Source organism: Candidatus Pelagibacter communis, assembly GCF_001179965.1.
Taxonomy (GTDB): domain Bacteria; phylum Pseudomonadota; class Alphaproteobacteria; order Pelagibacterales; family Pelagibacteraceae; genus Pelagibacter.
The window spans coordinates 1-1077 of record NZ_CVSH01000057.1 but is presented as its reverse complement, the minus strand read 5'-3'; the positions used below and the strand labels follow the sequence as shown (position 1 = coordinate 1077).

1 protein-coding gene and 1 pseudogene are annotated in these 1077 nt (G+C 27.9%); both read left to right on the top strand.

The features are described from left to right. Window positions 1-197, top strand: a 197-nt coding sequence (locus AMN73_RS03745) for a ribosomal protein bL12 (RefSeq protein ID WP_143323196.1), incomplete at its 5' end; no start/stop codon positions are given. Window positions 198-250: 53 nt separating this feature from the next. After that, a pseudogene (locus AMN73_RS03740) lies at window positions 251-1077 on the top strand (DNA-directed RNA polymerase subunit beta); the annotation flags it as partial.

The following is a 1077-nucleotide window of genomic DNA, read 5'->3' as shown; positions in this document are numbered from 1 at the left end:
TAATGTTATCTTCAGCAGGAGATAAAAAAATTAATGTTATTAAAGAAATACGTGCAGTTACTTCTTTAGGATTAAAAGAGGCTAAAGATTTAGTCGAAGGCGCTCCAAAAGAAGTAAAATCTGGTGTTAATAAAAAAGAAGCTGAAGAAATTAAAGCTAAACTAGAAGCTGCTGGAGCAAAAGTAGAACTTAAGTAAATAAATTAAAAAATTAAATTGCTAGTTATTAATTTAACTAGCGATAGTTGTAGATGTTGTTATCTTTTACTGAGAAAAAAAATATTAGAAAAAATTTTGGTAAACTTAAAGAAGGTTTATCGATTCCAAACCTTATAGAGGTTCAAAAAAATTCGTATAAAGAATTAACTGAATTTAAAGAAATTGTTGATCAAAATTTAGTTAAAGGATTTGATAGAGTTTTTAAAAGTATTTTTCCAATTGAAGATTTAAATGATAAAGCAACATTAGAATATGTTTCATATAGACTAGAGAAGCCAAAATTTGATGTAGAGGAATGTATACAACGAGGTCTTACTTATTCATCCTCACTTAAATGTACTTTAAGATTAGTTGTTTACGATATTGATCAAGAAAACAACACAAAAGAAATCTTATCTGCTAAAGAACAGGAAGTTTACATGGGGGAAGTTCCTATGATGACAAATAGTGGAACATTTATAACTAATGGTGTTCAAAGAGTTGTTGTAAATCAGATGCATAGAAGTCCCGGTGTATTTTTCGATCATGATAAGGGCAAATCTCACGCAAGCGGAAAACTTTTGTTTAATTGCAGAGTAATCCCAAACAGAGGGTCATGGATTGACTTTGAATATGATGTAAAAGATTTGCTTTATTTTAGAATAGATAGAAAAAAGAAGATTTATGTATCAACTCTACTACTAGCTTTAGGATATTCAAAAGATGATATCGTGAATGAATTTTTTGATAAAGAAAATTATATTTACGATATCAAAATTAAAAAATGGAAAACAAAATTTAATCCAGAAAATTACAAGTCTAAAAATTTTTCAGAGGAAATAATTGACGCTAAGACAGGTAAAATTGTAATTAAAGCTGG